Raw genomic sequence first — 23,128 nt, 5'->3', positions numbered from 1 at the left:
GCATCTTGCGGCAGCTCGCGAGGCGGGTGCGGCGGTACAGCTAGGAGAAGAGGGAGAAGCCCACGAAGACCGGTTCCGGCTGCAGGATGACGCCGAAGTCGGCCTGCACCCGCTGTTGCACGTAGCGGGCCAGTTGGCCGATCTCGTCCGCCGTCGCCGTGCCGGTGTTGGTGATCGCGAGGGTGTGCTTGCTCGAGATCGCGGCGCCGGAGCCCGGCAGGCGGAACCCGCGGTGGATGCCGGCATTCTCGATCAGCCAGGCGGCGCTGAGCTTCACCGTGCGCAACACCTCGGCGCCCGGGATCGGCCCCACGCCGGCGTATTCGTCGAGCGGGATGACCCGGTCCGGCAGCTCGACGTCGGCCTGCTTCCAGCGCGGCGCCTCGGCGGGCAGGGTGCGGGCGAAGCTCTCTGTGACGATCGGGTTGGTGAAGAACGAGCCGGCGCTGAAGGTGTCGGGGTCGGCCGGGTCGAGCACCATGCCCTTGCCGGCGCGCAGGCCCAGCACGCTTCGGCGCAGGTCGGTCAGCGGCACCCGGTCGCCCAGTTGCACGCCGAGCGCCTGCGCGAGTTGCGGGTAGCTGACCGGCTGGCTCAGGGCGCTGCCGAGTACGGCTGCCTGGGAGGTCGTGTCGCGCAGCGCCAGTTCGATGGCCAGCACCACTCCCCGCCGGCCCTGCTTGAACACCGAGGTGCGGTAGCCCAGGCCGAGGTCGGCGTTGCTGAGGCGTTGCACCTCGCCGGAGTCGTGGTCGAGAAAGTCGACCGCGGCGAGGCTGGTGCCGATTTCCTGGCCGTACGCGCCGATGTTCTGCACCGGAGCGGCGCCGCTGGTGCCGGGGATGCCGGAGAGGGCCTCGATGCCAGCCCAGCCGTTGGCCACCGTCAGGGCGACGAGCTCGTCCCAGGGTTCGCCGGCCTGCACCCGGATGCGCACCGCGCGCCCGCTCGCACCGTCAGCGTCGGTTGCACCGTCGGTGCCGAGCACCTCGACGCCCCGGGTGCACACGTGGATGACGGTGCCGTCGAACCCGGTGTCGGCGGCGACAGTGTTCGAACCGCCGCCGAGCAGCAGCCACGGTTCGTCGGAGCTCCACGCGTCCAGGACGGCCTGGATCAGGCCGGCCTCGTCGGCGGGCGCGACGAGACGCGCGGGAGCGCCGCCGACCCGGAGGGTCGTGAGCTCAGCCAGGCGCACGGGTTCGGTCATGGCCGCCTAGACCAGCCGGACGCGGGCTTGCGCCTTGCCCAGGACCGTCACGGCGTTGAACGTGACGGTGAGGTCGATGCGGGCGACGCCGGCATCCGCGTCGAGCGCGCCCACCTTGGCGACCACGGTGACGACGGCGCCGAGATCCGGGTCCACGGGCACCGGCCGGGTGAACCGCACCTGGTAGTCCAGCACCCGGCCGGGGTCACCCGTCCAGTCGACGACGGGCTGGATGGCCAGGCCCATGGTGAGCATGCCGTGCGCGAGCACGCCCGGCAGCCCCACCGAATGGGCGACGTCGTCGCGGTAGTGGATCGGGTTGAAGTCGCCGGAGGCGCCGGCGTAGCGCACGAGGCTGTCCCGGGTGAGCGGGAAGCTGCTCTCGGCGACGATGTCGCCCACCGTGAGGCCGTCGAGGGAGGGCGTGCTCTGAACGGTCATTCGTCTCCCCTGACGACGAGGGTGGAGGTGGCGGTGACGACGTGGGCGCCGCTGGCGTCGACGATGGTCGACTCCGCGGTGACCATCGAGTGGCCGCCGAGGCTCTTCACGCTGGCGACGGTGACCGTGGCGGTGAGCTCGTCACCGGCGACGATCGGCCGGCTGAAGCTGAAGCGCTGGTCGCCGTGCACCACCCGGGTGAAGTCGATGCCGGCGTCGGGCTCGGCAAGCAGCTGGGCGAGCGTCGCCTCCTGCACCACGACGGCGAACGTCGGCGGCGCGACGACGTCGGTGTACCCGGCGGCGCGGGCGGCCTCAGGGTCGAAGTTGATCGGGTTGGTCGCGAAGACGGCACGCGAGAATTCGCGCACCTTCTCCCGCCCGACGAGATACGGCGGCACGGCGGGAAAGACCCGGCCCTGGATTGCTGGATTCACAGACACGTACCGAGTGTACTTGCGCTCCACCGGCACCGCGGGGCCGAGCGGATGCGGACGCGACAGCGGAATTGTCGGGCGGGCGCCGCTGGGGCAGAATTGGCCCGGTGGATTACCGACAAGTCGCCCTGACCGACCCCGAGGTCGCCCCTCTGCTCACCGGCCTCCGCCAGGAATACGAGGCCCGGTACGGGCGCGGCGCCGGCGATTCGGTGCTGGACGTCGCTGCCAGCGAGTTCGAGGCGCCGACCGGCGCCTTCGTGGTGCTCCTGGATGATGGCAGGACCGTCGCCGGCGGCGGCATCCGTCGGATCGACGAGAACATCGTCGAAGTGAAGCGGATGTGGACCAACCCCGATTATCGCCGCCAGGGCCACGCACTGCGGATGCTGAGGGAACTGGCCGGCCTGGCGGGCCAGCTCGGCTACAGCACGGTGCGCCTGGAGACCGGCCACGCCCAACCGGAGGCCCTGGCGCTGTACCGGCGGCTCGGCTTCTCCGAGATCGGCAGCTACGGACCGTACGAGAACGCCACGGCGTTCCAGCTCGACATCGACGCCGTCACGGCGACGCCCCGCCACGCCCGGCAGTGAAAGCGCGGGCGGAGCGGGGCGGCGGGCGCCGGCTCAGCGAGCCGGCATCACTCAGACGGATCAGACGAACGGGATGACCAGGCCACCCCAGGTCTCCTCCATGTACGCCTGGGTCTCCTCGGAGAGCAGCAGCTCCTTGAGCTTGACGATGCGCGGGTCGTTCTCGAGCTCGGGAGTGGTCGCCAGCACGTTGGCGTACGGGCTGTCCTTGCCCTCGACCAGGATCGCCTGGTCGGCGGTGAGACCGGCCGGCAGCGCGAAGGAGATGGTGACGAACGCGGCGTCCACGTCCTGCACCGCCTGCGGCAGGGTGGCGTTCTCGATCTCCTGGAACTCGTACTTGTTCGGGTTGTCGGTCACGTCGGCGATCGAGGTGGGCTCCTCGGTCGTCTCGATCAGGCCTTCGGCGGCGAGGATCTTCAGCGCACGGCCCTCGTTGGTCGGGTCGTTCGGGATGGCGATGGTGGCGCCGTCCTTGAGGTCGTCGAGGGACGTGACGGTGTCGCTGTAGAACGCGGCGCTGGGCAGGTAGATCTCACCGACGCTGACCAGGCTGCCGCCGGCCTGCGCGTTGTAGGTCTCCAGGAAGGTGCTGTTCTGGAACAGGTTCGCGTCGATCGAACCGTCGGACAGGGCGACGTTGGGCGTGTTGTAGTCCGTGAATTCCTGGAAGACGATCTCCAGACCGGCGTCGGCGGCCAGGTTGTCTTCGACGAACTTGAGGATGTCGCCGGCCGGAGTGGCCAGCGCGCCGACGGTGACGGTGCCGAGGTCGTCGCCCGCGGCTCCGGCGGTGGCGGCGGGCTCGTCCGCCGTTCCCGCGCAGGCGGTGAGGGCGAACAGGGCGGAGAGGGCAACGGCGGCACCAGCAAGGCGCGTGCGGCGGGGGGTGAACTGCATGGGAGGACTCTTCTCGTGAGGTGGTGGTCGCCGCGCCGTCATGCTGACTTCGGCGCGGTTAGGTGGGGGTGTGTGGGTGGGGGCTGGGAGGTGTCGGGTCAGGCCCCGGTGAGGACACCATCGCGCAGGGCCGGTAAGACCTTCTCGGCGCGAGCGGGCCGGGACTTGTGGGCGAACCGCCTGGCCAGCAGCGTGGCGAGCCCCTGCAGCACCATCACGATCGCGAAGATCACGATGATCACGGCGACCATGTGGATGGTGCTGTAGCGCTGGTAGCCGTAGCGCACGGCAACGTCACCCAGGCCGCCGCCGGCGACGGTGCCGACCATGGCCGAGAAGTTGATGATCGACGTCACCGTGGTCGACAGGCCGAGGATCATCGGCGACAGCGCCTCCGGCACGAGCACCTTCGCGACGATCTGCCAGCGCGTCGCGCCGAGCGACTCGGCCGCCTCGATGAGGCCGGTGTCGACCTCCTTGATGGCGATCTCCACCATCCGGGCGAAGAACGGGATGGCCACGACGGCCAGCGGCACGATGGCGGCGGTCGGGCCGATGAAGGTGCCGACCACCAGACGGGTGAACGGGATCAGCGCGACCATCAGGATGATGAACGGCACGCTGCGGCCGAGGTTCACGATGAATTCAAGGATCCGGTTGATCGCCCGGCCGAGCTTGCGGGAGCCGAACGGACTCTCGAACAGGCCGCCGGCTTCGGTACCGACGAGCACGATGCCCAGCGGCAGGCCCACGACGACGGTGATCAGAAGTGAGACGCCGACCATGTAGAGGGTCTGCCCGGTGCCGACGAGCAGCACCTGGAAGAGGCCGGACCAGAAGTCGGGTGCGGATGGGTCGATCACGGTTACTCCCCCACGATTTCGACGAGCATGCCCTGGCTGCGCAGGTCCTCGATCGGGCCGGTGTTGCTACGTGGCTGTCCCGGCAGCTGCAGCCGGGTGCGCCCCGCCTGGTTGCCGCCGATGGTTTCGATCACGGCACCGAGGATGGACACGTCCAGCCCGTAGGTGCGGGCCAGCTGCGCGATCACGGGCCGGTCGGCGGAGCCGCCGCTGAAGGTGATGTCGATGACGGTGTCACCCGGGGTGCGGGGTGCGTCGCCGAGGGGGAACAGTTCGTGCGCAAGCCGGGAGCCGGCGGTGGAGATCAACGAGACGATGCGGCCCTGTTCGACGATCCGGCCGCCCTCGATCAGCGCGGCGGAGTCGCAGATGCGCTTGACGACCTCCATCTCGTGGGTGATCAGCAGCACGGTCAGGCCGAGGTCGGTGTTGATGGTCTTGACCAGGTCCAGGATCGAGCGGGTGGTCTCGGGGTCAAGGGCGCTGGTGGCCTCGTCGGAGAGCAGCACCTTGGGCTCGCCGGCCAGAGCCCGGGCGATGCCCACCCGCTGCTTCTGGCCGCCGGAGAGCTCGGCGGGATACGAGCCGGCCTTGTCGGCCAGGCCGACCAGGTCGAGGATCTCGAACGCACGGCGGCGGCGCTGGTCGCCGTCGACCCCGATGATCTCCAGTCCCAATTCCACGTTGCCGCGCACAGTGCGCCCGGCGAGCAGGTTGAAGTGCTGGAAGACCATGCCGATCTTGCGGCGGGCGGCGCGCAGCGCTGCGGGCGACAGGGCCGTGAGTTCGTCGCCGTCGACCGTCACGGTGCCGGAGTCGGGTCGCTCGAGCAGGTTGACCGCCCGGATCAGCGTGCTCTTGCCCGCACCGCTCTGCCCGATCACTCCGAAGATCTCCCCCTCGGCCACCTCGAGCGAGACGTCCTGGAGGGCAGCGGTGACGGTGCCGCCTGAGCGGAAGGTCTTGGAGACGTGCTGAACGGAGATCACGATGGTCCTGAGGTTTTCGTGCGGCCTCTTACCGCAGTAAGTCCGAGTGTGCCAATCGCAACGCGCAGGACCAAATCACTGTGACATTTTGTGTCGGCGCCGCCGGCCGTGCTGCGGTGAGCCCGCTGACACCCGTGAATTGCTTCTGCCGACTGGGCAGATGCATTCGTCGGCGGCCCGGTTCGAGGGATAACGTGGACTCGTTATGCATAACAAATTGACCCCCCACCCTGATCTTCCGATCGACCTGCCCACGGCCGAGCGTCTCGCCAAGGCCGTCGAGCACTACGGCGAGTCCGTCGTCGTCGACCACTCCGTAGCACTGATGCGCGGCAAGAACGCCGGCAAGGACTTCCTGCTCTACGTCGGCGGCCGGCATGCGCTTGGCATCCTCGAGGGTGCTCCCGCGTTGTACTGGCCCGAGCTGTGGGGCGCCCGCGCCCTGCTGCACGTCTGGAACGACTCCGCGGCACCCTACGTGGTCGTCGGCCTCAACAACGAGGCCTGGCGCATCCGTGAGATGTGCGCGAAGGTCGTCACGCTCCGCGGCCTGGATGTGGCGCCCAAGCTCGTGAAGGCCACCACCGATGAGGTGCCCCGCGTGCGGGTCGCCGCCCTCAACGCCCTCGCCCTGCAGGGTCGGGAGCAGGACATCCCCACCATCTCCGTGCGCCTGCGCGACCCCGACAAGGACGTGCGCCGCGCCGCCCAGCAGGCCCGCGACGCCATCGTCAGCCGGCTCAACCTCCCCAAGGAGTAACCACGAACGCCATCGCCACCCCGCAGCAGCCCGGGCCACTTCCCAGCCGGCAGCCGTACCGCCGGTATGTGGCGATCGGTGACAGCTTCACCGAGGGCGTCGGCGACGACCTGCCCGACGGCCAGGTGCGCGGCTGGGCCGACCTCGTCGCGCTCGGCCTGGCGGCCGCGGCCGCCGAACCGGTGTCATACGCCAACCTCGCCATCCGCGGCAAGCTGCTCGGCCCGATCGTGAACGACCAGCTCGAACCAGCCCTGGCCCTGAAGCCCGACCTGCTCACGGTCTGCGGAGGCGGTAACGACATGATGCGGCCCCGCGTCGAGATCTCCTACGTCGTGGACCTGCTCGACCGGGTGGTCGACCGGTCCGTGGCCGACGGCATCCACGTGGTGGTGCTCAGCGGCGGCAACCCGTCCCGGCACCTGCCGCTCGGTTCGCTGATGCAGAAACGCGGCGACAGGCTCGCCGAGGCCGCTCGGGAGACATTCGGCAAGCCCGGCGTGACCCTGGTGGACAACTGGATCGACACCGACCTGTCCCAGAGCCGGTTCTGGTCTGCCGACAAGCTGCACCTCAACGCCTGCGGGCACACCCGGGTGGCGACGAACGTGCTCAACGCCCTCAGCGTGCCGATCCCGGCCGGCTGGGCGGAGGGCGAGGCCGGTGAAGCCCCGCCGCGCGAGCGCATCCAGGACACGGCCGCGTACTACGCCGCCTACGTGCTGCCGTGGATCGGCCGCCGGCTCACGGGCCGGTCGTCCGGCGACGGCCGGCCGCCCAAGCGTCCGGAACTCACCGTGGTCGAGGCGCCCTGAGCAGCCCCTGATACAAACGAACGGGCCGCGTGGTCACCCACGCGGCCCGTTGCTGTATCAGGGAGGAATCAGACCTTGCGGCCCGAGATCGTCCGGAGCAGGAAGACGATGACGGCGATCACTGCCAGGACGATACCGACCCAGAGCAGGAACTGGAGTGACTCCACGAGCCCGCCGGTAATCAGCAGGATCACGGCCACCACGGCGATGATAATGACAAGAAGATTCATCTTTGGACCTTTCTCGGAACCGAGGGTTTTCCTCGTGTTGGAGATAGTAGACCTGCGGCGGCCCTGATCGCACGCTATTTTTGCGATGTTCTCAGCGTGTCGCCGCCACCTGGCGGGCGAGGTAGCCGCCGAATCCACCCGGCACCCGGCCCTCGAGCCGGCCCGAGGTGAGCACCGGGATCAGCGCCGTGCGGCACTCCCGGGCGCCGAGGGCGCGGAGGGCACCCACCAGCAGCACGTCCTCGTCGGAATCGGCGTCGCTGAACCCGCCCGCCGCGAGATAGCAGTCGCCGCGCACCCCCAGGTTGGCGCCGTGCACGTGCGGATGCCCGTCGACCAGGGTGTGCGACCCGTGCCAGCGGGCCTGCTCGTGCGCCGGCAGTTCGGCGTCGGGCAGCACGGTGCCGAGCACCAGTTCGGTGCCGGCCTCGGCCAGGGCCAGCTGTACCGCCAGCCAGCGCCGGGGAACGGCGGAGTCGGCATCAGTCGTGGCCACCCAAGTGTGCTCTGCGGCCGCCGCCGCGACAAGGTGGGCGACTCCCGCCCGCCGGGCCGAACCGACCGACCCGGCCGTGCTGTCCATGGCCAGGAACCGCGGCCACCCGGCGACCACCCCGGCCGACCCGTCGGTGCAGCGGTCGAGCACCACGACCACGGAGATGGTGGGGGTGTCGTCGCCGAACTCGTGCTCGACGGCGTCGACGGCGTCGGCGAGCGCGGCCAGGCACCGCGGCAGCCGCCTTTCCTCGTTGCGGGCCGGGACCACCACCACGAGATGATCGATCCGGATTCTCACGACACCAGCCCTTCGCGCTGGGCGACGGAGCGGGCCGGGCCCGGCTCGTAGACCTCCAGCACGAAATCGCGTTCCTGATGCCGCACCGTGCACTCGAGCCCGGGCAGCGCGGCGAGCACCGCGTGCACCTCGTCGCCGCCGAGCGGGTACTCCCCCACCGGGTGTCGCCAGTGGCAGGCGACCAGCGCACCGTCCGGGGTGAGGCTCTGCCGGCTCCGCTCCAGCAGCACCGCGAGGTCGGCCGGCGAGCAGTAGTAACCGATCTCCGACAGCACCACGAGGTCGAAGGTACCGGTCGGCCACTCGGCGGGCAGCGCGCGCCGCTCCACGGTCACGCCGGGCAGCCCCGCCAGGCGGTCGCGGGCCACGGCGAGCGCCTGCTCGTTGATGTCGGTGGCCAGCAGCGTGTCACAGCGCTCGGCGAGGTCGCGGCTGAGCACCCCGATCGAGCAGCCGAGTTCCAGGGCCGCGCCGTAGTGGTCCAGCGGCAGCGCCGCCAGGGTGATGGCACGTTTGCGGGCCTCGTACCAGCGGGTTTCGAAGCCCCAGGGGTCCTCGGAGCCGGCGTAGAAGTCGTCGAAGAAGCCGGCGGTGAGGCTGGCGCGCGGCGAGCCGGCGCCGGCGTCCTCGGCGAGGGTGGCATCGGAGGTGGCCGCTTCGGGGCCGGATGCCACCGGGACGGATACGTCGGTGCCGGAAGCCTGGGCTGCGTCGACTCCGTCGGACCCGCCGGACGCGGCGAGGAAGACCTCGTAGTCGCGCTCGAAGTGGGCCGCGAACCCCGGCTGCACGATCGCCTCGTCACCGGGCAGGTCGGAGAGCGCCTCGACCTGGCTGCCGTGAGCCGCCAGTGCGATGCGCTTGTCCGTGCGGGCCTCCTCACCGAGGTGCAACCGCCACCGGGCCGTCGGGGCGCCGGCGCCGGGCCAGATCCCTCCCTCCGGGGTCGACCAGTGCCAGGCCCAGATCGGGTATTCCAGCAGCCGGGCACCCGTGCGCTGGGCGACCAGCGCAGCGGCGGCGCCGGCGACGGCGTGGTCCGGGTGGCCGTCCTGCCGCCACGGTGCCACCAGCCAGGTGTCGGCGGCCGGAGCGGGCGCATCCGCTGTGCCGGTCGGGGGCTCGCCGGGGGCCTCCTCCCGCAGGGCCTCGTCCCAGATCGCCTCCTCCAGGCTGTTGCGGTGCTGGACCAGGTCGCCGTCGGGCAGGTCGAGCAGCCGCACTCGCGCGTCGGCGGCCAGGGCGCGCACCGCGGTGACCACCTCCACCCGGCGCACCGCGGCCAGGTCGGCCGGCGTGTGGGTGGATGAGTGCGGGTGCGACGCCTCCCCGTTGGTGGCGACGATCACTGCGACGGGGATGCCCGCTGCGGCGGCGGAGCTGATCAGGCCGCCGGCCCCGAGGCTCTCGTCGTCGGGGTGCGCGGCCAGCACGATCAGTCGGGCGCAGCCGGTGAGTGTGAGTGGGCTGGCCGAGGCGGGCCAACCATCCTGCTGCCAAAGGCTTTCGCTGGTGCCGGCCGCATCGTGGCTGAAGCTCACCACGGCGACACCCCCGCGCCCAGCAGGCGGGCGCCGAGCGCCGCATCGTCGCGCTCGGCGTGATGCTGGCGCACGTACAGGGTGAGGTCGGCCGCCCGGCGGGCGTGCCGGGCGTCGAGGGCGAGGGGCGCCGGGCCGAGCGCGTGCCCCACGCGGGCGATCACCTCGTCGACGGTGCGCGCCACGATCCCCCGCACCCGGGCGGCCAGGAGGGCGCCCGCCGGGCCGACGGCCTCGCCGGAATCGATCGCCGCGGCCGAGTCGGCGAGCGCCGCGCCGGCGCCCACCAGGGCCAGGTCGACGGCGCCGAGGTGGGCGAGCATGATCTGGTCGGGTTCGCGGTTGGCGGCGGCCTTACGCAGGTGTCTGGCCACCCCGACGGCGCCGCCCCACCAGCAGGCCGCGACCTGGATGCCGCCCCAGCTGAACCCGGGCCGGGTGAGGTACCAGTCGTCGGCGCCGACGGGCTCGGCGGCCACGTCGACGAAGTCCACCGGGCCGCTGGGCACCTGGTTGAGTCCGGTGGCGACCCAGGCTCCCTCCTGTACCGTGACGCCGGGCGCCGTCAAATCCACCGCGAACAGCCGGCGCCGGGCGGGAACGGCGCCCTCCGGGGTGGTGTGCGCTGTCACCAGGGCGCGGTCGAGCGAGCCGGCCAGCGAACACCAGGGCTTGCCGCCGTCGAGGCGCCAGCCGGCGCCGCCGCGGGTGGCGCTCACCCGCTGCCCCGACGCCTCCGCCGCGAAGACGCCCCAGCTCGCCGCGCCGGGACCTGTCGGCGCCGCCGTGCCGGAGTCGGCCTGGGCCAGTATCGTGAGCGCATCCGCGTGCGCCTCGAGCACCCGGGCGGCGGTCAGGTCGGCCGCCGCGACGGTGGCCAGCGCGTCGAAGAGTTCGAGGGTGCGGCCGTCGCCCGGGCGCGGCAGTCCGGTCGCCGTGTCGATGGCGAAGCTGATGGCCCGGGCGGCATCGCCGTCCACGGTCCAGGCCGCCTCGGCGAGCCGGTTCAGGGCGTCAACGCCAGCGGTCGGGCCGGCCTGGGCCTGGTCGGTTCCGGACCAGGCGGCGGCGCGCACCCCTCCCGCACGAACCGCCGCCGAGCTCGACTCCGTCACCATGACTTTCCCCCAGGATTCGATAGGGCGGCCGGGCGTCGTTGACGCCGGTTCCGCCGGATAGGACTGGCTGGCGGTCCCGCTCTTCCGAGCGAAGCACCCTCCCGTCAGCACATCCTGCCAAACGAGCTCGCTAATTCAAAAAGGCGACCACGGCACCCCTGTCCGGGTGGCGCACACCGGGCTACCATGACCCTCATACGGGGGTGTTCCCCGAAGTGTGACCCTGAGGCACCGTTGACAGGGCCCGACCGAGGCCACACCTGAAGTACCTCCGCATGGGGCGGGCCGTCATCGGGGTGGTCTGCCCCTTCCATCTGCCTCCGGCCCGGGCGCCTGTCCAGATGGGGGCTGCATCCGCACCGCGATCAGGCCCCCACCCCGTCGCGCGGGTGCCACGCCATGCCCTCACGCGCCACGCGGGCGCCACGCCGTCATGCGGATGGTGCGCCACGCCGTCACGCGGATGCCGCGCCACGCCCTCACGCGCCACGCGTGCGCCACGCCACTACGCGGGTGGCACGCCACCCGCGCACCGGCGCCCGACCCGCGCAACACCCATGAGCGGGCGCCTTCGTCAGAGACGCGCCGCCTCGGTGCCGGCCTCGACAGACAACTCAGGTTCCGGCGTGCGTTCCACGTCGCTCAGCACGTACCGGCCGTCGGCGAGAGTCACCCGGTGCACGGGACCCGTGATGCTGATCTCCGTCGCGGTCTCCTTGACCGCGCACGAGGGGCCGACCCAGAGTTCCACCCGGCCGGGCTCGACGATCCGCTCGTGGCGCAGGCCCGTGAACGCCAGCCGGGCCGTCGGCACCCGGAAGCTGACGACTGCCTCTTCCCCGGGGGCGAGGGAAACGCGCTGATAGCCCAGCAGCTGGGCCACCGGCCGGGTCACGCTCGCATGGAGGTCCCTCGCGTAGAACTGCACCAGATCGGTGCCGGCCCGCTCACCGGTGTTGCGGATGCGCACGCTCGCCGAGAACATGTCGCCGGCGGCGACGCTGTCGTCTGCGGCCAGCGCCGTGCGTTCGAAACTCGTGTAGCTCAGTCCGTGCCCGAACGGCAACACCGGGGTGCTGTCCACGCTGGTCACGTCCGAAGTGACGCCGCATCGCTTGGGTATCGTGGGCCTCGGCGTTATCTCCGCCTTCTACCTCGAGACTCTCGCGGCCAGCGACGCCGTGGTCATCACGGCCGTGGCCGATCTGGATTCGGGCCGCGCGCGAACGGTGGCGGATGCTCTGCCGGCCGCGCACGCGATGACGGTGGCGGGCCTGCTCGCGGTGACCCTGGCCGAGGGCCGCAGTATCCTCACGGCAGCGGCCCACGCGGGCGTCCGGGTCGGGTCGGCGCCGGACACGGTGCTGGGCACCGGCATCCAGACCGCCAGGGCCGCGATCGACCACGGCCTGAGCGGCCGCCCCGTGGCGGCGTCGGCGGTCATGGTCACCGCCGGGCACGAGCTGTGGCACCCCAACCCGGACTTCTATTACCGCGCGGGCGGCGGTCCGCTCTTCGACATGGGCCCGTACTACATCACCGCCCTGATCCACCTGCTCGGTCCCATTCGCTCGGTCACCGGCGCGTCCAGCCGGCCGCAGGACCACCGCATCCGCACCGGGCCGCGCGCCGGCGAGAGCATCCCGGTCCTCGTCGACACGCACGTCACCGGGGTGCTCGAACACCTCAGCGGCGCGCTGTCGACGATCACGATGAGCTTCGATTCCACCGCCACCGTGGCGTCGCCGATCGAGGTGCACGGGACCGAGGGCACCCTCGCCGTCGGCGACCCGAACACCTTCGACGGCCCCACCAGCCACCGGCGGGTGAACGATGGCGGCTTCCACCTGCTCGACCCGCTGGCCGGCTACGTCGACGGGGCCCGCGGCATCGGCCTGCGCGACCAGATCCGCACGCCGCACCGGGTCACCGCTCGCGCGAACGGCGAACTCGCCCTGCACGTGCTGGACGTGATGGAATCCCTGCAGCGCGCGGCCACGGCCGGCCGGCGGGTCGACCTCACGACGGATGCCGAGCGTCCCGTTCCCGTCCCGTTGACCACCCGTGCGGAGCGGCGAGGGAGCGAGGGGCGCCGATAAGGACATCAGCCGGGAAAAAGGACTCTATGGTCATTCCCGTCCTTTTTATCTCACTTTGTCCTTATTTCACGATCAGGAAATCAACTGGGCGAAGAAGAAGGCCCGGAAGCTTCAGTAGAAGTCCGGGCCGTGTGTAGCGGGAGCGGGAATTGAACCCGCGACACCACGATTATGAGCCGTGTGCTCTAACCAACTGAGCTACCCCGCCGCGACGCAGGAGCCAGGGCTCCCAAGTCTGAGCCCCCTGTGGGAATCGGACCCACTACCTCTTCCTTACCAAGGAAGTGCTCTACCAATGAGCTAAGGGGGCAAAACTTCATAGTTCTGAAGCTGAACCGTGCTTTTGGCAACCGGTAAACATTATCACCTCGCGGGACCCGTCGGCGACACGGGGCGGTCATCCGGCGGAATCGGAACGCCGGGAAGGGTCCAGGCGGTGAACGAGGGGCCGGTGGCGGCCAGCCGGATGCCGTCATCGGACACCGTACCCAGCGCGGGGCCGACCAAGGCGCGCAGGTCGCCGGAATCGCCGATGCCGGGCAGCACGCCGGCTGGCAGGACCACCTCGGCGCCGGCGCGGGCGGCCAGCAGGAGCACCGACTCCTGCTCGCTCTCGCGCACGTAGACGAGCGCGTCGGCGCCCACGTGCAGCCAGCGCATGCCGCCGGTGCTCAGCGCCTCGTGGTCCCGGCGCAGCCCGATCAGACCGGCATAGAGGTCGATGGTCGCGGCCACCGAGGGATCGGCGGCACGTGCCCAGGGCATCGGGGTGCGGGAGTGCTCGCCGTCCACGCCGACCAGGCCGAACTCATCGCCCGCGAACACCACCGGGATGCCCGGCAGTGTCATCGAGAGCCCCACGGCCACCGGCACCACCTCGGCGTCGGCATGGTTGCGGAACCGGGCGGTGTCGTGGGTGTCGAGCGCGTTCATGGTGGCCAGCCGGGTGCGCCAGGGGAAACCGGCGGCGAAGCGGGTGTGCGCGCGGTGGAACTGCTCGCCGGTGTAGTGCGGGATCGTCCCCAGCGGCAGTCCGAAGAACGACGGCACAGCGTCCGGCCGCGACAGCCAGGCCCAGACCGGCCGGGTGAAGTTGGCGTAGGTCATGGCGCCGTGCCAGGCGTCGCCCTGAAAATCCGCCGAGGCGTCGTTGGTGAACTCGCCCAGCAGGATCGTGTCGGGGTTCACCTCGATCATGGTGCGGCGGATGGCCTGCCGCACCTCGGCGTTGAGGTCTTCGTTCCCGAGGCGGCCGGTCATGTTCGCCACGTCGATGCGCCAGCCGTCCAGGGCGAACGGCGGCTGGAGCCAGCGCGCGACGACGGAGCCGGCGCCGTCGATGAACCGGCGGCGGAGTTCTGCGGAGTTCCAGTTGAACTTGGGCAGCGCCGGCACGCCCAGCCAGGACATGTAGTGGTCCTGCGCGCTGTCGAGCCAGTAGTAGAAGCCACTCTCGGGGGCGTCAGGGGTACGGTGCGCGGCCTGGAACCACTCGTGTCCGTCGCCGGAATGGTTGGCGGTGAGGTCGCCGATCACCTTGAGCCCACGGGCGTGCGCCTCCTCGACCAACCGGATCAGGGCGGAGTCGCCGCCGAGCAACGGGTCGACCTCGGTGAAGCTGGCCGCGTCGTACCGGTGGCTGGACCGGCCGGGGAACACCGGGGTGAGGTAGATCAGGTTCACGCCGAGCCGCTCGAGGTGGTCGAGGTGCTCGGTCACACCGTCGAGGTCACCGCCGTAGAACTGGTGCGAGCGGCCCGGCGGCAGCTGGTCCACGGCGTCGTGCCACTCGGCCGGCATCGCCCAGGCCGGCGCCGGCCGCTCGGCGGCGGTGGCGGACCGGGCGAACCGGTCGGGAAAGACTTGGTACATCACGCTGGAAGCCGCCCAGGCCGGCGGCGCCGCGTGGGCGACCAGTTTGAAGTCTTCCGAGTCGAGCGTTTCGATGTCGTGCAGGCCGCTCGCATTCAGCCAGCGGTGGCCGCCGTCGGCCAGGGTCAGCAAGAACCGGTAGCCGTGCACCGGGTTCTCCACCAGCACATCGGCCGCCCACCAGGCGAAGCCGTCGGTGGACGGCACCGGCCGCGCGTCGTCGAAGCGCGGTTCCCGGTCGGGGTTGGAGCGGGTGCGCACCATCGACACCGGCCCGAAGGCGGCCGGGATGCGCACCCGCACGGTCACGACATCGCCGAGGGCCGGCGCCTGGCTGGAGACGTACAGCGAGGAGCCGTCGTGGTGCGGGAGAGCGTGGTACGGGAGCATCGGTTTCGTTACTTGACCGATCCGGCCGTGAGTCCCCCGACGATGTACTTCTGCAGCCAGAGGAACAACGCCATCACCGGCAGCGCCGCGAGCACCGCGCCGGCGGCGAAGACGGAGTAGTTGCTCGAGAACTCCTGGGACACGAACTGGTAGAGGCCCACCGCGAGGGTCTGCTTCTCGGGTGTGATCAGCACGATGCTGGCGATGACGAATTCGTTGGTGGTCCCCACGAACGACAGCAGGCCGACCACAGCGAGGATGGGCGCGACCAGGCGCAGGATGATCGTGAAGAAGATCCGGGCGTGGCCGGCGCCGTCGAGCTTGGCGGCCTCGTCGATGGAGGCCGGGATCGTGTTGAAGAACCCGTACATCAAATAGGTGTTCACACCGAGCGCCCCGCCCAGATAGACCATGATCAGGCCGATCTGGGTGTCCAGGCCGATCGCCGGGAAGATGTCGGAGATGCCGTTGAGCAGCAGGAAGATCGCCACAACGGCGAGCAGTTGCGGGAACATCTGCACCAGCACCAGCATCAACAGGCCCGCGCGACGGCCGGTGAAGCGCATCCGGGAGAACGAGTACGCGGCCAGGGCACCGAGGAAGACGGTGCCGGCCGAGGTGATGCCGCCGATCAGCAGGGTGTTGCCGTACCAGGCCGCGTAGGGCTGTTGCGGCAGGTTGAACAGGGTGATGAAGCTGCCCAGGTCCACCTCGCTGAACAGGCCGTTGGCGGTGATCAGGGTGCCGCCGGGGTGCAGCGACGCGGAGAGCACGTAGAGCAGCGGGAAGGCGGAGAAGACCACCATGACGGCGCCCACCAGGTGCCGCCAGCCGGTGGCCCGGAACCAGCGACCGAAGTTGAAGGGGTGCTTGAGCGGGATGTAGTCGGTGGTCGGTGAGGCGGCTATGCGCGGGGCGATGGTCATCTCAGTTCAACTCCTCTAGCGCCTTGGTCTGTCTGAAGCTGATGATCGAGACCAGCGCGACGAGCACGAAGATCAGGATCGAGAACGCGCTGGCGAGGCCGTAGTCGCGGTTGGCACCCACGAAGGCAACCTTGTAGACCATTGAGATCAGGATGTCGGTGGCGCCCACGTTCACCCCCGCCGTCACGTCGCGCGGCCCACCGTTGGTGAGCATGTAGATCAGGTTGAAGTTGTTGAAGTTGAACGCGAACGACGCGATCAACAGCGGCGACACGGAGACCAGCAGCAGCGGCAGCTTGATCAGCCGGAAAACCTGCCAGGGCCTCGCGCCGTCCACGGTCGCCGCTTCCTGCAGCTCGCCGGGGATCGACTGCAGCGCACCGGTGCAGACCAGGAACATGTAGGGGAAGCCCAGCCAGAGGTTCACGAAGATGATGCTGAATTTGGCCAGCCACTCATTGGTGAGCCAGGGGATGTCCGCCCCGCCGAAGATCACCTGGTTGATGAATCCGAATTGCGGGTTGAGCATGCCGGCCCAGACCAGGGCGGACAGGAAGGCGGGGAACGCGTACGGCAGGATCATCACCACGCGGTAAACGTTCCGGCCGCGCATCCGCAGGTCGTTGAACACGATGGCCAGGAACAGGCCGAGCGCGAAGGTGGTGGCCACCGAGAGGAACGCGAAGGCGAACGTCCACAGGGTCACGCTGATCAGCGGACCGCGGATGGAGTCGGTGCCAAAGGCCTTGGCGAAGTTGGCCAGGCCCACTTCCACCTTCCAGCCCGGCTGCAGGTCGGCGCCGTCCTCGGCGACGAACGAGCCCTGCGACGGGTCCTCGGTGTAGACAACACCGGTGCCGGCGTTCGTCATGGTGCCGGCCGCCTCGTCGTAGACCAGGTCGGAGAGGTAGAGGTAGGCGGCGGAGCCGTCCGGAGTGCGGAGGCTTCCCTCGTTGGGATCGTCGGAGAGGGGCACGGCCAGGGCGGCGATGGCCTCCTGGTTGGCCACGATGTCGGCGAAGGTCAGGGTGGTGTAGCCGGGCAGGGCGATGGCCTGGCCGGCGGCATCCGTCTCGGCGTCGGTGACCCGCGACAGCGGCGACTCCGGGTTGCCGACAGTGATGACCCCGTCGGGATCGGTGACCAGGAAGCTGTAGGCGCCGGCCTGCTCGAGCACGGTCAGGGCGTAACTGGGCGAATCGGGCACCCGCTCTTGGGAAGAGAGGATCAACGAGTTCACCGCGTCGTCCTTGGTGCTGTTGTGCCCGGTGCCGTAGTTGGTGAAGGCGATGTAGCCGGAATAGCCGATCACGAAGATCTGGAAGATGAGGAGGAAGATCAGGCCCGGCGTGAGGTACTTGGCCGGCAGGCCCTTGACCCGGAAGTAGATCCAGTTGACGACGACGGTGACGAACAGGACCAGGCTGAACACCAGCCAGTCCTGTTTGAGGAGGAGCACGAAGAGCGCGTAGACGCTGATGGCGTCCACGATGCCGAGCACCAGCACCTTGACCAGGAGCACCTTGAGGCCCGCTGATGCGGCTTCGGCGATGCGGCTGGCCTGCCGGGACTTCTTGGCGGCGAGGATCTGCGCCCGATCGCGCCCGGTTCCAGGGGTAGTCATCATTGTCTGCTCTCTAGCGCGCCTGCCGGCCGGGGATCGTACGGGTGCCATGGATGGTGCGGTGCGCCCGGCCCCGCCTGGAGCCGGGCGCACCGCGAACTGCTGGTTACTCGATGGCGGCGGCGATGTCCGCCGTCATCTTCTGCCACAGCTGAACGGGGTCACCCTCGTTGCTCATGATGGCGGCCTCGGTGACGCCCCAGAACTGCCAGACCTTGCCCATCTGGGGGATGTTGGGCATCGGCACCGCGGTGGCGCCGACGGCACCGAAACCAGCGGTGATCGGGTCGGAGCTGGCGGCCTCGAAGGCTGCGGTCAGTGCCGGCGGGCGGCCGCCGACCTCGTGGAGGGCGGTCTGGACGTCTTCGCTTCCGATGTAGTTCACCAGGAACTCGTTGGCCGCGATGGCATTCTTGGTCTTGGCGCTGACCATGAAGCCCTGCACGCCCACGAACGGCTGGGCGGGCGAGCCGCCGGCCGACGGCACGGCGTCGACGGCCACGTCGATGCCTGCGGCCTGGGCGTCCGGCACGTTCCACGGTCCGGTGAGCAGGAACGGCGAGGCGCCGGCGTAGAACTTCTCCTTGGCGATGTCGCCGGTGAGGTTCACGCTCATCCGCCCGGCTGCGCCTTCCGCGGCGAGCCAGGTGGCGAAGGCTTCGCCGCCGGCGTTGCCCACGGTGAGGTCGTCGGGGTTGTAGCTGCCGTCGGCGCTGGTGCCGAAGACCGGGGCGCCGAAGGAGGTCTGGAACGGGTACAGGTGGTACGGGTCGGCCTCGGGGCCGGCCTGTACGAGGTAGGGGAATTCGGTGCCGGCGGCGGTCCCGGCGGCGACCATGTCCTCGAAGGTGGCGGGGGCGGTCGGGGCGAGCGCGGTGTTGCGGAGCAGCGCGATGTTCTCGATCGAGTACGGCACGCCGTAGGTCTTTCCCTCGTAGCTCATGGCGGTGACGGCGACCTGCTGGTAGCCGGCCGCGGTGTCGCCCAGTTCGACGGGCTGCACAACTCCGTTGCTCACGAAGTTGCCGAGCCAGTCGTGCGCGGCGATGGTGATGTCCGGGCCCTTACCGGTCGGGATTTGGGCGATGAACTCTTCCTGGATCTTCGCGAAGTCCTTCTGCACGAGCTTGACCTTGACGCCGGACTCCTTGGTGAAGGCCGCTGCGGCGTCCTTCAGCACGGCGGCGCGGTCGGCGTCCACCCACACGGTCAACGTGCTGGAATCGGCTTCGGTCGTGGTGCCGTCGGATTCCGATCCGGCCGAGCATCCTGACAGGGCCAGTGCGGCCGCGACGGCAATCGCGCCCGCGGCGAGCAGGCCATTCTTCTTCACCATCATTGGTGTGCCTTTCATAATCAACATCGACAATTGTGCAAGCGGTTACATGTATACCTGTGAATTCCTCGTTTGGCAACCTCCTCTGCGGTTACCTACAGGACGGAGCGACGTTTCGTGTGCTCTCTTTGTGGAAGCGCTTGCAGCCTCGCCCGAATGCCGTAAAGTATCCGTCATGACAGGCACAGAGTGGTGGCGTACCGCCGTTATTTATCAGATCTACCCGCGGTCGTTCGCTGACGCGAACGGTGATGGCATGGGCGACCTCGCCGGCATCCGCTCTCGGCTGCCGAAGCTGGCCGAGCTGGGGGTGGACGCCATCTGGTTGTCGCCCTTCTACACCTCGCCGCAACGGGACGCCGGCTACGACGTCTCCGACTACTGCGACGTCGATCCGCTGTTCGGCACCCTCGCCGACTACGACGCGATGCAGGATGCCGCACACGCCCTCGGCATCCGCGTGATCGTCGACATCGTGCCCAACCACTCCTCCAGCGACCACCCGTGGTTCCAGGCCGCCCTGGCCGCCGGCCGCGGCAGCGAGGAGCGCACGCACTACATCTTCCGCGACGGCCTCGGCGAGAACGGCGAACTGCCCCCGAATAACTGGGAGTCGGTGTTCGGCGGTCGCGCCTGGACCCGCACGGTCGACCCCGACGGCACCCCCGGCCAGTGGTACCTGCACCTCTTCGACTCCACGCAGCCCGACTTCGACTGGGACAACGAGTGGGTGCGCACGCAGTTCCGCGGCGTGCTCCGGTTCTGGTTGGACCGCGGCGTCGACGGTTTCCGGGTGGATGTCGCGCACGGCATGATCAAGGCCAAGGGCCTGCCCGACTACACCCCGCCTGCCGACGGCGGCAGCATGGGCGGCGCGACCAGTGCGCTCGAGCCCGGCGTGGTAGCCGAACCCGCCGCCGGCGCACCGTATTGGGCCCAGGACGGGGTGCACGACATCTACCGCGACTGGCGGCTCGTGCTCGACGAATACGACGGCGACCGTATCCTGGCCGCCGAGGCCTGGGTCGATCCGCTCGACCGGGTCGCCCAGTGGGTGCGCCCCGACGAGATGCACCAGGCGTTCAACTTCGCCTACCTGGAGACCCCGTGGCACGCGGCGCCGCTGCGCCGGGTCATCGACGACTCCCTGGCCGCCTTCAGCGCCGTGGGAGCCCCGAGCACCTGGGTGCTCTCCAACCACGACGTCGTGCGCCACGCCACCCGGCTGGCCCTCACGGCCGACAACCTGCAGGGCCACGGAATCGGCCCGAACAGCAACGGCCTGCCCGACACCGCGGTGGGCCTCCGCCGCGCCCGCGCCGCCTCGGCGCTGATGCTCTCGCTGCCCGGCTCCAGCTACATCTATCAGGGCGAGGAGCTCGGCCTGCCCGAGGTCATCCACCTGCCCGACGCCTCCCGCGAGGACCCCACCTGGTTCCGCACCAACGGCGAGCGCTACGGCCGGGACGGCTGCCGGGTCCCCATCCCGTGGGAAGCCGCCGAACCGTCCTATGGTTTCGGTCCCACCGCCGCTAGCTGGCTGCCGCAGCCGGCCGAATGGGCGACCCTGGCCCGGGATGCCCAGGAGAACGTGGCCGGTTCGACGCTGGAGTTGTACACCCAGGCGCTTGCCCTGCGCCGCGAGCACGAGCTCGGCCTCGGCGGAGTCGACTGGCTGCCCTCTCCCAGCACCGACGTGCTGCTATTCCGCAATGGGAATGTCATCGTGGTGGCCAACACCGGCGACGAGGATGTCGAGTTGCCCGCCGGCGACGTGCTGCTCAGCAGCGAACTCCTGAGCGGCCGCACCCTGCCCGGCGACACGACCGCCTGGCTGCAGGCCTGATCGCTTCGCACGGGCCGCACGGGCCGCACCCCCTGCACTCCCATCCCGCTCCCAGCGAGTACGGATGCGGGGGGTGCCAGACTCTAGGTGCCCACCGCCGCCTGCGGTGGCGTCTTCCAGCAAGGAGCATCCGTGACCGACCAGGACGTCGACTGGCCCACTGACCTCCAGGCGCTCCGAACCGAGCTCACCCGGTTCATGATGTCGTACAAGTTCGCGACCGACGAGATGATGACCAAGGTCAACATCCTCAAGGAAGAGTTCAGCGCGATCCACGACTACAGCCCGATCGAGCACGTCAGCCACCGGTTGAAGTCGCCGGAGGGGATCCTCAAGAAGGCCAACCGCAAGGGCTACCCGCTCGACCTCGAGGGCATCCGCGAGAATATCCAGGACATCGCGGGCATCCGAATCACCTGCAGCTTCATCTCGGACACCTACCGGGTGCTCGAGATGCTCACCAGCCAGCGCGACATCACCGTGCTGCAGGTGAAGGACTACATCAGGAATCCCAAGCCCAACGGGTACAAGAGCCTGCACCTGATCGCGGCGATCCCGGTGTTCATGTCCGACCGGGTTCAGCCGGTGACCGTCGAGGTGCAGATCCGCACCGTGGCGATGGATTTCTGGGCCAGCCTCGAGCACAAGATCTTCTACAAGTACGACGGGGCGGTGCCGACCGCGCTCGTCGGCGAGCTCAAAGAGGCCGCGGACGTGGCCAACCGCCTCGACGTTGACATGGAGCGCCTGCACGACCAGGTGCTCTCCCTCGGCGACTCCAGCGAGCCGGAGGACAACCGCGCCCCGGTCGCGGCGCACCATGCCAATGCCGACGGCATGCTGCCGTACCCGCTGCCCCGGTCCCTGCTCGAGGCGTTCCTCGAGCAATCCGCTTCCACGCGAGCGGGCTAACGGTCACCTGGCGTCGCGGAAGCGACCTCAAGACCGCTCTCGCGGGCACCTGTCGCCCGAGGAGGGCGGCTAGTTCGTGTTGGCGTAAAGCCAGGGCAGGGGTGCGACCTTGGTGCCCTTGATGCCGCCGATGCGGATCTCGAAGTGCAGGTGCGGGCCGGTCGACATACCCGTCGAGCCGACCTTGCCGATGACCTGGCCGACCTTGACCACATCACCGGTCTCCAACAGCATCGAGCCGTGGACCATGTGGGCGTAGACGCTGGAGACCAGTTCGCCGTCGATCATGTGATCGATGATCATGTGGACGCCGAGGCTGCCTTCGCCGTCCTCGGTGAAGCTCACGACGCCATCCGCGATCGCCTGGATCGGGGCGTTGACGCCGGGGTTGAAGTCCTGGCCTCCGTGGTTGGCGGAGCAGCCCGCGCAGTTGCGGGGGCCGAACTGGTCGCCGACGTGCACGCCGACCGCGAACGGCCACTGAATGGTGCCGTTGGGGTTGTTGGTGAACGAGTCTTCGAGGCGGATGCCGCTGGCCGCGGCGAACTCGGCGATGGACTGGGCCTGGTAGCTGTCCTGCTCCACCGTGATGGTGTCCGTGCCGGCGAGGTTGATCGTCTGGGCCGGTTCGCTGCTCTCCGGCAGCTTGGCCTCGAGCGCTGCGGCCTGCACATCGCTGGACGACAGCAAGGCCTCGGCGGGAATCGAGGTCGCCACGGCCATCAGTGCGATGATCGACATCGCCACGATCGAGCCGCCCTTGGTGGCCAGCATCCGCATGCGGTGGTGGCCGGAGCTCACCGATACCGGGGCGCGGTTGGCCGGGGCCGACTTGGCGCGGGTGCGGGGCACGAAGTCGGGCAGGACCCGCTCGGGCGCGACCGGCGTCACACGCGGCGCTGCGGCCTCGGCGGGGACCAGGGGTGCAGGCGCTTCGTCGTACGTCTGCCCGGCCCGCAGCTGCGCGCGCAGGGCCGCGCGGGACGGCAGGACGATGGTGGTCGTGGTGGTGTGCGGCGAGACGTCGCTCGGAATCTGCTCGTACGCCGGCGAGGTGGGCAGCGAGAGGTCAACGGCCTTGATGATGACGGGCTCGAGGTTCGGTTCGGCCAGTTCCATGCCGACGAGCAGCTGCGCCTCGGGGCTGAGGCCGCCCGTGGCCGCATCCGCGACCGCGGGCGCGATGACCTCGACCGCGGGAGCGGCGGTCCGGCGCTCGAATTCGCGCTGCTCACGACGTGTGCGCACGCGCGGAGCCTCGCTGTCGATCGATCCCAGTTCGCCGTGGGTGGGGTCACTCAGGTCGGCTGCGGAGGCATCCGGCTGCGGGGAGTGACGTGACAAAGGGAGGGTACTTTCGGCGCGATTGACGGGAAGTGATGCTCGTCATTCAGACCAGGCCAAAGTAACGAATAGGTAAAGGCTAGCGG

The 23,128-nt window shown here is 69.7% G+C and carries 21 protein-coding genes, 2 tRNA genes and 1 pseudogene; 6 read left to right on the top strand and 18 right to left on the bottom strand.

Annotation, left to right across the window (positions count from 1 at the left end; translation table 11 throughout):
• Nucleotides 1-40: 40 nt before the first annotated feature.
• The 3 genes from JWP54_RS06230 to JWP54_RS06220 are packed head-to-tail and all read right to left on the bottom strand — an operon-like array spanning nucleotide 41 to nucleotide 2,094.
• Nucleotides 41-1,210, bottom strand: a complete 1,170-nt coding sequence (locus JWP54_RS06230; RefSeq protein WP_297368842.1) for a UDP-N-acetylmuramate dehydrogenase — start codon at nucleotides 1,208-1,210, stop codon at nucleotides 41-43.
• Between the two features lie 6 nt (nucleotides 1,211-1,216).
• Complete coding sequence (locus tag JWP54_RS06225; protein WP_297368839.1) at nucleotides 1,217-1,651, bottom strand: MaoC family dehydratase; 435 nt, start codon at nucleotides 1,649-1,651, stop codon at nucleotides 1,217-1,219.
• Complete coding sequence (locus tag JWP54_RS06220) at nucleotides 1,648-2,094, bottom strand: MaoC family dehydratase N-terminal domain-containing protein (RefSeq protein ID WP_297368835.1); 447 nt, start codon at nucleotides 2,092-2,094, stop codon at nucleotides 1,648-1,650. The genes JWP54_RS06225 and JWP54_RS06220 overlap by 4 nt, the downstream gene beginning before the upstream one ends.
• 101 nt (nucleotides 2,095-2,195) lie before the next feature.
• Between JWP54_RS06220 and JWP54_RS06215 the strand changes: the two genes are divergently transcribed.
• The gene (locus JWP54_RS06215; protein WP_297368832.1) at nucleotides 2,196-2,681 is read left to right on the top strand and encodes a GNAT family N-acetyltransferase; all 486 of its coding nucleotides are present in this window, start codon (nucleotides 2,196-2,198) and stop codon (nucleotides 2,679-2,681) included.
• 60 nt (nucleotides 2,682-2,741) lie between these two features.
• Here JWP54_RS06215 and JWP54_RS06210 read toward each other — a convergent pair whose 3' ends face one another.
• The 3 genes from JWP54_RS06210 to JWP54_RS06200 form a co-directional block, all read right to left on the bottom strand.
• Nucleotides 2,742-3,581: a MetQ/NlpA family ABC transporter substrate-binding protein gene (locus JWP54_RS06210; RefSeq protein ID WP_297368829.1), complete on the bottom strand. Its 840-nt coding sequence runs from the start codon at nucleotides 3,579-3,581 to the stop codon at nucleotides 2,742-2,744.
• A gap of 98 nt (nucleotides 3,582-3,679) precedes the next feature.
• Nucleotides 3,680-4,444: a methionine ABC transporter permease gene (locus JWP54_RS06205; RefSeq protein WP_297368826.1), complete on the bottom strand. Its 765-nt coding sequence runs from the start codon at nucleotides 4,442-4,444 to the stop codon at nucleotides 3,680-3,682.
• A gap of 2 nt (nucleotides 4,445-4,446) precedes the next feature.
• Nucleotides 4,447-5,433, bottom strand: a complete 987-nt coding sequence (locus JWP54_RS06200) for a methionine ABC transporter ATP-binding protein (protein WP_297368823.1) — start codon at nucleotides 5,431-5,433, stop codon at nucleotides 4,447-4,449.
• Nucleotides 5,434-5,638: 205 nt separating this feature from the next.
• On the opposite strand from JWP54_RS06200, the gene JWP54_RS06195 reads away from it, so the two are divergent.
• Complete coding sequence (locus JWP54_RS06195) at nucleotides 5,639-6,193, top strand: HEAT repeat domain-containing protein (RefSeq protein ID WP_297368820.1); 555 nt, start codon at nucleotides 5,639-5,641, stop codon at nucleotides 6,191-6,193.
• A gap of 68 nt (nucleotides 6,194-6,261) precedes the next feature.
• Entirely contained in the window at nucleotides 6,262-7,008 is a 747-nt protein-coding gene (locus tag JWP54_RS06190) for an SGNH/GDSL hydrolase family protein (protein WP_297368817.1), read from the top strand.
• 68 nt (nucleotides 7,009-7,076) lie between these two features.
• Here the strand turns inward: JWP54_RS06190 and JWP54_RS06185 are convergent, their stop codons facing one another.
• From JWP54_RS06185 to JWP54_RS06165, 5 genes and pseudogenes are all read right to left on the bottom strand, one after another.
• Nucleotides 7,077-7,238 (bottom strand): hypothetical protein, encoded by a 162-nt coding sequence (locus JWP54_RS06185; protein WP_297368812.1) that lies wholly within the window; start codon nucleotides 7,236-7,238, stop codon nucleotides 7,077-7,079.
• Between the two features lie 91 nt (nucleotides 7,239-7,329).
• Complete coding sequence (locus tag JWP54_RS06180; protein WP_297368810.1) at nucleotides 7,330-8,034, bottom strand: glycosyltransferase; 705 nt, start codon at nucleotides 8,032-8,034, stop codon at nucleotides 7,330-7,332.
• Nucleotides 8,031-9,578: a bifunctional PIG-L family deacetylase/class I SAM-dependent methyltransferase gene (locus JWP54_RS06175; RefSeq protein WP_297368806.1), complete on the bottom strand. Its 1,548-nt coding sequence runs from the start codon at nucleotides 9,576-9,578 to the stop codon at nucleotides 8,031-8,033. The genes JWP54_RS06180 and JWP54_RS06175 overlap by 4 nt, the downstream gene beginning before the upstream one ends.
• Nucleotides 9,572-10,693, bottom strand: a complete 1,122-nt coding sequence (locus JWP54_RS06170; protein WP_297368804.1) for an acyl-CoA dehydrogenase — start codon at nucleotides 10,691-10,693, stop codon at nucleotides 9,572-9,574. The genes JWP54_RS06175 and JWP54_RS06170 overlap by 7 nt, the downstream gene beginning before the upstream one ends.
• 574 nt (nucleotides 10,694-11,267) lie before the next feature.
• Nucleotides 11,268-11,792 (bottom strand): annotated as a pseudogene (locus JWP54_RS06165) (fibronectin type III-like domain-contianing protein); the annotation flags it as partial.
• A gap of 25 nt (nucleotides 11,793-11,817) precedes the next feature.
• On the opposite strand from JWP54_RS06165, the gene JWP54_RS06160 reads away from it, so the two are divergent.
• Nucleotides 11,818-12,792 (top strand): Gfo/Idh/MocA family oxidoreductase, encoded by a 975-nt coding sequence (locus tag JWP54_RS06160; protein WP_297368801.1) that lies wholly within the window; start codon nucleotides 11,818-11,820, stop codon nucleotides 12,790-12,792.
• A gap of 134 nt (nucleotides 12,793-12,926) precedes the next feature.
• Here JWP54_RS06160 and JWP54_RS06155 read toward each other — a convergent pair.
• The 6 genes from JWP54_RS06155 to JWP54_RS06130 all read right to left on the bottom strand — a co-directional run bounded on the left by JWP54_RS06155 (nucleotide 12,927) and on the right by JWP54_RS06130 (nucleotide 18,943).
• Nucleotides 12,927-13,000: transfer RNA gene (locus JWP54_RS06155), tRNA-Met, on the bottom strand.
• A 30-nt stretch (nucleotides 13,001-13,030) separates the two neighbouring features.
• Nucleotides 13,031-13,102: transfer RNA gene (locus JWP54_RS06150), tRNA-Thr, on the bottom strand.
• A gap of 53 nt (nucleotides 13,103-13,155) precedes the next feature.
• A complete protein-coding gene (locus tag JWP54_RS06145; RefSeq protein WP_297368798.1) occupies nucleotides 13,156-15,054 on the bottom strand; it encodes a glycoside hydrolase family 13 protein in 1,899 nt (632 codons plus the stop codon).
• A gap of 8 nt (nucleotides 15,055-15,062) precedes the next feature.
• Complete coding sequence (locus JWP54_RS06140; protein ID WP_297368796.1) at nucleotides 15,063-15,980, bottom strand: sugar ABC transporter permease; 918 nt, start codon at nucleotides 15,978-15,980, stop codon at nucleotides 15,063-15,065.
• Nucleotide 15,981: 1 nt separating this feature from the next.
• The gene (locus tag JWP54_RS06135) at nucleotides 15,982-17,607 is read right to left on the bottom strand and encodes an ABC transporter permease subunit (protein WP_297368794.1); all 1,626 of its coding nucleotides are present in this window, start codon (nucleotides 17,605-17,607) and stop codon (nucleotides 15,982-15,984) included.
• Between the two features lie 103 nt (nucleotides 17,608-17,710).
• Nucleotides 17,711-18,943, bottom strand: coding sequence for a maltose ABC transporter substrate-binding protein (locus tag JWP54_RS06130; protein WP_297368792.1), 1,233 nt, complete (start codon nucleotides 18,941-18,943; stop codon nucleotides 17,711-17,713).
• A gap of 172 nt (nucleotides 18,944-19,115) precedes the next feature.
• Here JWP54_RS06130 and JWP54_RS06125 point away from each other — a divergent pair, with 172 nt between their 5' ends.
• Both JWP54_RS06125 and JWP54_RS06120 read left to right on the top strand, forming a co-directional pair.
• Nucleotides 19,116-20,786, top strand: coding sequence for a glycoside hydrolase family 13 protein (locus JWP54_RS06125; protein ID WP_297368789.1), 1,671 nt, complete (start codon nucleotides 19,116-19,118; stop codon nucleotides 20,784-20,786).
• A 132-nt stretch (nucleotides 20,787-20,918) separates the two neighbouring features.
• Nucleotides 20,919-21,698 (top strand): GTP pyrophosphokinase family protein, encoded by a 780-nt coding sequence (locus tag JWP54_RS06120; RefSeq protein ID WP_297368786.1) that lies wholly within the window; start codon nucleotides 20,919-20,921, stop codon nucleotides 21,696-21,698.
• Between the two features lie 69 nt (nucleotides 21,699-21,767).
• On the opposite strand, the gene JWP54_RS06115 is transcribed toward JWP54_RS06120, so the two are convergent.
• Nucleotides 21,768-22,946 carry a M23 family metallopeptidase gene (locus JWP54_RS06115; RefSeq protein ID WP_297368784.1) on the bottom strand — a complete coding sequence of 393 codons (1,179 nt, stop codon included), beginning with the start codon at nucleotides 22,944-22,946 and terminating at the stop codon, nucleotides 21,768-21,770.
• Nucleotides 22,947-23,128: the final 182 nt, after the last annotated feature.

Origin of the sequence: Cryobacterium sp., from assembly GCF_025463825.1 — a bacterium.
GTDB lineage: Bacteria > Actinomycetota > Actinomycetes > Actinomycetales > Microbacteriaceae > Cryobacterium.
This window is presented reverse-complemented; position numbering and strand designations above follow the sequence as displayed.

Excerpts from the sequence above, each read along its gene's own strand:
- JWP54_RS06230 (WP_297368842.1), bottom strand. The coding sequence starts at position 1,210 with ATGACCGAACCCGTGCGCCTGGCTGAGCTCACGACCCTCCGGGTCGGC.
- JWP54_RS06225 (WP_297368839.1), bottom strand. The coding sequence starts at position 1,651 with ATGACCGTTCAGAGCACGCCCTCCCTCGACGGCCTCACGGTGGGCGAC.
- JWP54_RS06210 (WP_297368829.1), bottom strand. The coding sequence starts at position 3,581 with ATGCAGTTCACCCCCCGCCGCACGCGCCTTGCTGGTGCCGCCGTTGCC.
- JWP54_RS06195 (WP_297368820.1), top strand. The coding sequence starts at position 5,639 with ATGCATAACAAATTGACCCCCCACCCTGATCTTCCGATCGACCTGCCC.
- JWP54_RS06185 (WP_297368812.1), bottom strand. The coding sequence starts at position 7,238 with ATGAATCTTCTTGTCATTATCATCGCCGTGGTGGCCGTGATCCTGCTG.
- JWP54_RS06170 (WP_297368804.1), bottom strand. The coding sequence starts at position 10,693 with ATGGTGACGGAGTCGAGCTCGGCGGCGGTTCGTGCGGGAGGGGTGCGC.
- JWP54_RS06145 (WP_297368798.1), bottom strand. The coding sequence starts at position 15,054 with ATGCTCCCGTACCACGCTCTCCCGCACCACGACGGCTCCTCGCTGTAC.
- JWP54_RS06140 (WP_297368796.1), bottom strand. The coding sequence starts at position 15,980 with ATGACCATCGCCCCGCGCATAGCCGCCTCACCGACCACCGACTACATC.
- JWP54_RS06135 (WP_297368794.1), bottom strand. The coding sequence starts at position 17,607 with ATGATGACTACCCCTGGAACCGGGCGCGATCGGGCGCAGATCCTCGCC.
- JWP54_RS06130 (WP_297368792.1), bottom strand. The coding sequence starts at position 18,943 with ATGATGGTGAAGAAGAATGGCCTGCTCGCCGCGGGCGCGATTGCCGTC.
- JWP54_RS06125 (WP_297368789.1), top strand. The coding sequence starts at position 19,116 with ATGACAGGCACAGAGTGGTGGCGTACCGCCGTTATTTATCAGATCTAC.